Annotated in this window: 8 protein-coding genes and 2 pseudogenes; 3 read left to right on the top strand and 7 right to left on the bottom strand. The window is 70.3% G+C overall.

What is annotated here, in order from left to right; all coding sequences use genetic code 11:
• The 3 genes from G3I40_RS16240 to G3I40_RS16230 form a co-directional block, all read right to left on the bottom strand.
• A partial coding sequence (locus G3I40_RS16240) for a glycosyltransferase (protein WP_239091771.1) occupies positions 1-1,425 on the bottom strand: 1,425 nt, incomplete at its 3' end.
• A gap of 99 nt (positions 1,426-1,524) precedes the next feature.
• Positions 1,525-2,364, bottom strand: a complete 840-nt coding sequence (locus G3I40_RS16235) for an ABC transporter ATP-binding protein (RefSeq protein WP_164302871.1) — start codon at positions 2,362-2,364, stop codon at positions 1,525-1,527.
• A complete protein-coding gene (locus tag G3I40_RS16230) occupies positions 2,357-3,277 on the bottom strand; it encodes an ABC transporter permease (RefSeq protein ID WP_164302870.1) in 921 nt (306 codons plus the stop codon). Before G3I40_RS16230 ends, G3I40_RS16235 begins: the two co-directional genes overlap by 8 nt.
• Positions 3,278-3,494: 217 nt before the next feature.
• On the opposite strand from G3I40_RS16230, the gene G3I40_RS16225 reads away from it, so the two are divergent.
• The gene (locus tag G3I40_RS16225) at positions 3,495-4,118 is read left to right on the top strand and encodes a TetR/AcrR family transcriptional regulator (RefSeq protein WP_164302869.1); all 624 of its coding nucleotides are present in this window, start codon (positions 3,495-3,497) and stop codon (positions 4,116-4,118) included.
• A gap of 22 nt (positions 4,119-4,140) precedes the next feature.
• On the opposite strand, the gene G3I40_RS16220 is transcribed toward G3I40_RS16225, so the two are convergent.
• The gene (locus G3I40_RS16220) at positions 4,141-4,416 is read right to left on the bottom strand and encodes a DUF397 domain-containing protein (protein ID WP_164302868.1); all 276 of its coding nucleotides are present in this window, start codon (positions 4,414-4,416) and stop codon (positions 4,141-4,143) included.
• Entirely contained in the window at positions 4,413-5,246 is an 834-nt protein-coding gene (locus G3I40_RS16215; RefSeq protein ID WP_164302867.1) for a helix-turn-helix transcriptional regulator, read from the bottom strand. The genes G3I40_RS16220 and G3I40_RS16215 overlap by 4 nt, the downstream gene beginning before the upstream one ends.
• A 140-nt stretch (positions 5,247-5,386) precedes the next feature.
• On the opposite strand from G3I40_RS16215, the gene G3I40_RS16210 reads away from it, so the two are divergent.
• Positions 5,387-5,803 carry an ATP-binding protein gene (locus G3I40_RS16210; RefSeq protein ID WP_164302866.1) on the top strand — a complete coding sequence of 139 codons (417 nt, stop codon included), beginning with the start codon at positions 5,387-5,389 and terminating at the stop codon, positions 5,801-5,803.
• A gap of 30 nt (positions 5,804-5,833) precedes the next feature.
• Here G3I40_RS16210 and G3I40_RS16205 read toward each other — a convergent pair whose 3' ends face one another.
• On the bottom strand, positions 5,834-6,319 hold the full coding sequence (locus tag G3I40_RS16205) for a carboxymuconolactone decarboxylase family protein (RefSeq protein ID WP_164302865.1): 486 nt from the start codon (positions 6,317-6,319) through the stop codon (positions 5,834-5,836).
• Positions 6,320-6,569: 250 nt separating this feature from the next.
• Here G3I40_RS16205 and G3I40_RS16200 point away from each other — a divergent pair.
• Positions 6,570-7,521 (top strand): annotated as a pseudogene (locus tag G3I40_RS16200) (sigma-70 family RNA polymerase sigma factor); the annotation flags it as partial.
• 22 nt (positions 7,522-7,543) lie between these two features.
• Here the strand turns inward: G3I40_RS16200 and G3I40_RS16195 are convergent.
• Positions 7,544-7,874: pseudogene (locus G3I40_RS16195) on the bottom strand (RNA polymerase subunit sigma-70); the annotation flags it as partial.

The following is a 7,874-nucleotide window of genomic DNA, read 5'->3' as shown; positions in this document are numbered from 1 at the left end:
CCGCACGTGCCACACGCCGTCGACCCACCGGCCGCGGCGCCGGAGCCGGTCCGGGTTCACCGCGGCGCTGAATCCGGCCCAGTCCGCGTGCCGGAACACCCCGCCCGCGGCGACCGTGGCCTCGGGGTCGTAGTGGCTGCGCACGGGCACGACGACCCGCTTGCGGCCGCCCTTCTCGCGCAGGATCAGCGTCTTCATCGCCTGGCTGCGCTTCTCCGCACCGAGCTGGCGGGCGAACGCCCACCCCGACAGGTGCAGCTTGCCGTCCTCGCCCCACGTCGCCGTGTCCAGGCGGCTGCGCAGGCCCAGCTCCTGGTGGTCCAGGCGCAGTACGGAGTCGGGGACGGGGCGGGAGGCGTCGAGGAAGGGATAGTCGGCGCGCGGCCGCAGCACGCCCGCGACCGGCAGCGAGCCGCCGTGCTGCTTCTCGAACTCCAGCAGGGCGATCAGCTCGTCCATGCGCCGGTGCACGGTCAGATAGATCTTGAGCTTGTGCGGCACGGGCAGCGCCCGCACCCGGTCCTGCCCGATGTCGCGGGCGAGCCGCCCGACGTGGTCGAGGAACGCCGCGCGGTACGCCGGGTCGGACCCCGGCAGCACCTTCCAGAACAGCGGCATCTCCTCGTACAGCGCGTTGTGGTCGTAGACCGCGAGGTGGTCGGCGTACATCGGGTCGGTGCCGACGCGCGCGTTCAGGAAGTCGCGCACCATGCGGATGGAGCGCACCCGGTCGACGAGTCCCTGGGGGTTGGTGCGGTTCTGGGTGATGGAGCGCTCGCCGATCTCGCGCTCGCGCCAGTGGTAGATCGGCTCGCTCAGCACGTCGACGGAGCCGGCCAGGTAGTGGGCCGGAATGCTGACGGGCGCGTCCTCGTACAGCATGCCCTCGGGGTAGGCGAACGCGTGCTGCTCCCAGAAGGTGCGGCGGTAGACCTTGTTCCACGCGGTGCGGTCGGTCAGCAGCGGCCGGAAGCGGGAGATGTGCGTGCGCAGCCGGGTGGCGGCGAAGGGGGTGCGGTGCACCGGCGACTGGACGTGGCCGGCGGAGCGGAAGCGGGTCACGTTCCCCGCGGCGAAGTCGGAGCCGGTCTCGTCGAGGGTCTCGATGAGCAGCTCGTACGCATTGGCCGGGAGGGTGTCGTCGCTGTCGACGAAGGCGAGGTACTCGACGCCGGGCGCGAGCGCGCGCACCCCCGTGTTCCTGGCGGCTCCCAGTCCCTGGTTGGCCTGGGATATGAGGCGGAAACGGGGGTCGCGGGCGGCCCAGTCCGCGGCGATCGCCGCGCTGGTGTCGGTGGAGCCGTCGTCCACCATCACCACCTCGAACGCGGTGAAGGTCTGGTCGGCGAGCGACCTGAGGCACTCGTCGAGGTACAGCTCGACGTTGTAGACGGGGACGATCACACTCAGCCGGGGCTGGGCCATGGCCTGCACACGGGCTCCTTATCCTCTTCTGTTCACCGCTCAGCGTCATATTTGCACTAAACAGACAAAAGGGTAAGTTCGGTGTGCTCTCGATGGGTCTCACGAGGGAAGAGCGGCTTGAGGGCGTTTGGGTTCCGGCTTGGCAGGGTTCGTGAACGTCTCGTATGCCTTGAGCACCTCCTCCGTCGGCCCGTCCATCCGCAGCTCGCCGCGCTCCAGCCACAGCACCCGGTCGCAGGTGTCGCGGATCGACTTGTTGCTGTGGCTGACCAGGAAGACGGTGCCCGCGTGCTTGCGCAGCTCGCGGATGCGCTGCTCGGAGCGCTTCTGGAAGGAGCGGTCGCCGGTGGCGAGCGCCTCGTCGATCAGCAGCACGTCGTGGTCCTTGGCGGCCGCGATGGAGAACCGGAGCCGGGCCGCCATGCCGGACGAGTACGTGCGCATCGGCAGGGTGATGAAGTCGCCCTTCTCGTTGATCCCGGAGAAGTCGACGATCTCGTCGTAGCGCTCGCGCACCTGCTGCGGGCTCATCCCCATCGCGAGGCTGCCGAGCCGTACGTTGCGCTCGCCGGTGAGGTCGTTCATCAGGGCCGCGTTCACGCCGAGCAGGGAGGGCTGCCCGTCGGTGAAGATCCGCCCGTTCTCCACGGGCAGCAGCCCGGCCACGGCCTTGAGCAGGGTCGACTTGCCGGACCCGTTCGTGCCGATGAGGCCGATGGCCTCGCCCCGGTAGGCGGTGAAGGAGACGTTCCGCACGGCGTGCACGGTCCGCACGCCCGCCCGCTTCTCGGCCTTCTTCCTGCCGCCGAGCATGCGGTTGAGGGCGGCGGTGGCGGTGCCGCGGCCCGCGCCCGTGCCGTTGACGCGGTAGACGATGTCGACGCCGTCGACGATGACGGTGGGGACGGCTGCGTCCCGGTCCTTGGTGAGGTCAGCCACGGCCGTACGTCTCCTCTGCCTTCCAGAAGTAGATGAATCCGCCGACGCCGAGCAGCAGGGCCCAGCCCACGGCCAGCGGCCACACGTGCGGCGGGAGCTGATCGGACGTGAAGCTGTCGATCAGCGCGAAGCGCATCAGGTCGATGTAGACGGCGGCCGGGTTCGCCTGCAGGGCCGGGGTCACCCACGACGGGATGTCCTTCCCGGCCGTCAGGTGGCTCAGGCTCCACATCACGCCGGACACGTACATCCACGTACGCAGCAGGAACGGCATGAGCTGCGCGATGTCCGGGGTGTGGGCGCCGATCCTCGCCATGATCAGGGCGAGCCCGGTGTTGAAGGTGAACTGCAGGAACAGCGCCGGGATCACCAGGAGCCAGGACAGCGTCGGCGGGACGCCGAAGCAGAGCAGGATGACGATCAGCGCGCACATCGAGAACAGCAGCTGCTGGAGCTGCTGGAGGCAGTACGAGACGGGGAGCGAGGCTCGCGGGAAGTGCAGGGCCCGGACGAGCCCGAGGCTGCCGGAGATCGCCCGGGTGCCCGCCATCACCGAGGACTGCGTGAACGTCCACACGAAGACGCCTGTGACCAGGAACGGGATGTAGTCGGGCACGCCCCGGCTGGTGCCCATGAGCACGCCGAAGATGAAGTAGTAGACCGCCGCGTTCAGCAGCGGCGTCGCCACCTGCCAGACCTGGCCGAGCTTCGCCTGGCTGTACTGCGCGGTGAGCTTGGCGGTCGAGAAGGCGGTGATGAAGTGCCGGCGTTGCCACAACTGGCCCACGTAGGCACGCAGTGAGGGGCGGGCGCCGCTGACGGTCAGCCCGTAACGGGCCGCGAGGACGGCAGGGTCTTCCACGGGAGGGGCGGGGGCCGCCGGTGTGGGAGGCGTGTCCAGGACCTGACTCACATCCGCTGCTTTCGCTCGGGGAGGGCTTGCGGGAGGACTGCGGGAGGGGGTGCGATGCGGGCCCGCGATGCGGGCCCGCGAGGGTGACTTGCCCTTTTCGGGGCTGGTGTTTGCCTGCTGTTTACGTCGGGACGGACCCGTATCGTCGTGACGTGAGAGTAGGACGATTCGACGTCGGAACGCAACCGTTTCGTCGTTACGGAACTATGCTGGCCGCATGACGACCAACGCCGACTCCGCCAAGCCGACGCGTCGCCGGGCCCCCGCGGGAGCCGCCGTTCTGCGCGAGGACGTGACCGAGGCCATCCAGGCGGCGGTCTTCGAGGAGCTCGCCGCCGTGGGGTACGCCCGGATGTCCATCGAGGGCATCGCCCGCCGTGCGGGAGTCGGCAAGACGGCGGTCTACCGCCGCTGGCGCTCCAAGCTCCACCTCGTCCTCGACCTGGTCTCGGCGATAGCGGTGCAGGGCCTGCCCGCGCCCGACACCGGCTCGCTCGAGGAGGACCTGCTGCTCCTGTACCGGGTCACGTCCCGGGCCCTGAAGCACCCGGTGGCCGGCCAGATCATCCCCGACCTCCAGGCGGAGGCGGCCCGCAATCCCGAGATCGCCGAGGCCATGCAGAAGGCTCTGCGGGAGGGGCAGCACGGGGTCGCGAGCGGCATCGTGCAGGCGGCGGTGGCGCGCGGCGAGCTGCGCGACGGCCTCGACGAGGACCTCGCGCTCGACCTGATCTCGGGCCCGCTCTACTGGCGCGCGGTGGTCGTCCGCACGCCGGAGCTGCCCAAGGGCCACCTCCAGCGGCTCTCGGCGGCTACCGCGGCCGCGCTGAAGGCGCTGTGACGCGCTGAACCGGCTGTACGGCTCAGCGCGTGGTGGCGGCGTGCGTGACGAAGGCCGCCCAGGCGGCCGGGTCCGCGGTGAGCCTCGGGCCGTCGGGGTTCTTGGAGTCGCGGATGTGGATGGTGGTGGGGGTGGGGGCGACTTCGACGCAGTCCTCGCCGTTACTGCTGCTGCTGTAGGTGCTCACTCGCCAGTCAAGGGCGACTTCTATGCAGTCACTGGTGTCGCCGCTGCTGCTGTGGCTGCTCTTGAACCAGCGCAGACCACCGGCCTGTTCGGCGAAGGTCTTGCGGATCATGTCTCTCCCAGCATTCGCTCGATGAGGGCTGCTGACTCCCGTGGCGGAAGCGCCTGGGCCCGGATCATGCCATAGCGCAGATCGAGGATCCGGAGCTGCTTTGGGTCCGAAACGGGGCGGCCGTGGAACGCGCCGTCGGATCGGCCCACAGCAGAGCCGTCGGCGAACTTCAGCACCTCGATGAGGCCACCCGTGCCGGGATGCTCCTCCGTCCGGGTCGGTAGAACCTGGATCGCTACATTGCTCGACTGGCCGAGTTCCAGCAGGCGTTCGAGTTGTTGACGCCATTCCATTGTGCCGCCAACCCGGCGAACCAGTGTTGCTTCCTCCTGGACGAAGCTCATTGCCGGGGCAGGGTCCCGCTCGAAGATCGCTCGTCGGCCCAACCGTGCTGCCACGCCGCGTTCAAGCTCGACGGTCGAATATGCAGGTAGCCACCCTGAGTAGAGGGCCCGCATGTGACCCTCGGTCTGAAGCAGCCCGTGAATGTTGTGGTTGCTGTAGAGGCACATCTCGACGGCCCGCGCCTCCATGTCCGCCAGCTCCCGCACCTTCCTCGGATAGCGGGCCCGGGCCATCCGGGGCTTCATGGCGCGGACTTGCCCGCCCGCGTCCAACACCTCGTCGACCTTGTCCAGATACTCGGGGCGAGGAATGCGCGCCCCGCGTTCGATCTTGCGTACAAGATCCTCGCCGTACCCGACGGCCTCGGCGAATTCCGGTGTCCGCAGACCCGCGGCCTCCCGCAGGAACTTCAGCTGGTCGCCCACGATCTCCACCGCAGAAGCGATCTCGTCCTCGGGGTCGACATCCCACCCGGGCTCGTCCATACGCACCCACCTCCCACGCCGAGCCGTACCCGTACGCCGCTCCGGACAGCCGGGACAGGGCGGGACAGACGCGGGACAGATGCGATACGCACCGCAGTCATGCCTGCTCGACGGGGCCCGGTTCCGGAACGCTGAGTGACATGGAAACAGAATCTCAACGCGCCGCAACCGAACGGGAGTTCAGCCTCCAGCTGTCGCCGACACCGCGCGGCGCACGGCTGGCCCGCCTCCTGGCGACGGAACGACTCCGGGCGTGGAACGTCCCGTACGAGGCGGCGGCGCACGTCGTGGCGGAACTGGCGGCGAACGCCGTCACGCACGGCCGCGTACCCGGCCGGGACTTCCGGTTGCGGCTGGCGCTGCGCTCGACGGCGTACGACACGATCCGCGTCGAGGTGACGGACACGAGAGGAGACCTCGCCCCCGAGACCCGCGCCCCGGACCCCGACGCGGAGTCGGGCCGGGGCCTGCTCCTGGTGGAGGCGCTGGCGACCCGCTGGGGCGTGACCCGCGAGCCGCCCCCGCGCAAGACGACGTGGGCCGAACTGGACCTGTAGCCGGTCCGGCCCGCGCCGGCGCCGCCGCGGTCAGCCGAACTGGCCCGGCTGGTAGTCGCCGCCCGACTGCTTGTTGATGACGCCCATGCGGTTGGAGGCGTTGATGAGCGAGATGAACAGGACCAGCGCGGCGAGCTGGTCCTCGTCGTAGTGCTTGGCGGCGTTCGCCCAGACCTCGTCGGGTACGCCACCGGCCGAGTCGGCGATGCGCGTGCCCTCCTCGGTCAGTTCGAGGGCGGCGCGCTCCGCGTCGGTGAACACGTGCGACTCGCGCCAGGCCGCGACCAGGTTGATGCGGGTCGCGCTCTGCCCGGCGTGCGCGAGATCTTTGCTGTGGGCGTCGGTGCAGTAGCCGCAGCCGTTGATCTGGCTGGCGCGGAGCATGACCAGGTCCTGGGTCACCTTCGGCAGGTTCGCGTCGTTGATGAGCGTCCTGCTGGCCGAGGCGAAGTGCTTCAGGGCCTTCGCCACGACCGGGCTGCCGAAGAGGTCCAGGCGGGGTGCGTGCTTTTCCATGGTGTCGTCCTCACTGGATGGCCGACCGGATGACCGGATGGCCGATCACCTGAATGCGTCCCTTGGGGATGCGCTCTGACGAACACGAGATGCCGGCGACCCGCGGCCTGTGACGGTGCGGCAATGTGACGTGGGCCACTGAGGTCTGCTGTCACAGAGCGGGGCGCGCCGGCGTCTCGTGGGCGACACCGTCGAGAGAGCCGCCCGCGCCGCCCGCGCGAGAGCGAAGAAGGAGCCCGTCATGGCCGACCCCGCCACCGAGGCGTTCGTGGCCCACCGCAACCTGCTGTTCACGGTCGCCTACGAGATGCTCGGCTCGGCCGCCGACGCCGAGGACGTCCTGCAGGAGACCTGGCTGCGCTGGGTCGGCGTCGACCTCGGCACCGTGCAGAACCGGCGCGCCTACCTCGTGAGGATCACCACGCGTCAGGCGCTGACCCGACTGCGTACGCTCGACCGCCGCAAGGAGTCCTACGTCGGCCCCTGGCTGCCCGAGCCCCTGCTCACCGCGCCCGACGTCGCCGAGGACGTCGAGCTGGCCGACAGCATCTCCATGGCGATGCTGCTCGTCCTGGAGACCCTCGCGCCGACCGAGCGGGCGGTGTTCGTGCTGCGCGAGGTGTTCGACCTCGGGTACGACGAGATCGCGGAGGCCGCTGGGCGCTTGCGGCACCCTTCTCGGCTATCTGTCGCTGGCCTACGCGCCGCATGTCACCGTCGCCTACCTGGGCTTCGGCGTGTTCAGCGGCATCGGCCCGGCCGCCGTGCGCCAGATCGCGCACCGGGCACGCGCGCACGTCGCGGCGCGCCGGCCGCGCGCGTCCGTCTCCCGCGCCGAGAGCCGCGGGGCGATGGAGGCCTTCCAACGGGCCGTGGACACCGGTGACTTGCAGGGACTGCTCGACATCCTCGCGCCGGACGTCGTCTTCCTCGGCGACGGCGGCGGCGTCGTTCAGGCCGCGCTGGAGCCCGTCGTCGGGATCGGGGACGTGGCCCACGTGCTGGGCAGGTTCGTGGCGTCCGGGGTGTCGGCGGAGCCCACCCGGGTCAACGGCGCCCCGGCGCTGACCTTCCGGCTCGACGGCGGGATCGTCGCCGTCGTCGCGGTCCGCATCGACGACGGCTTCGTCACCGGCCTGTACGCCGTGCGCAACCCCGACAAGCTGTCGCGGGTGGAGCGGGAGACCCCCGTCAGCCGGTGAGGAGGCGCGCGGCCGTCGCGGCTCAGAGCGCGGCTATCTCCAGCTTCGCCAACTCCTGCTGTTCCGCGACCACTTCGATACGGGCGATGCCGTCGGGCCCGTCCTGCCCGGCGCTCGTGTCGAACCCGAACCTGAGCACCAGGGCGAGGCGGCCGCCGACCGCCATCACCAGGCCGGGCGCGCCGTCGATGAGCGCGACGCCCGTGAGCCGGGCCCGCGCCATCGCGGCCATCGCGCTCTCGGCCACCATCCGGGCGCCCGCCAGCGTGACCGGCTCGGGCGTGGGGATGACCGCCCGGTCGGCGTGCAGCACGACCTCGGGGGCGAGCAGCGCGAGGAGCGCATCGAAGTCG

Source organism: Streptomyces sp. SID14478 (assembly GCF_010548525.1).
In the GTDB taxonomy this organism is placed as follows: domain Bacteria; phylum Actinomycetota; class Actinomycetes; order Streptomycetales; family Streptomycetaceae; genus Streptomyces.
This window is presented reverse-complemented; position numbering and strand designations above follow the sequence as displayed.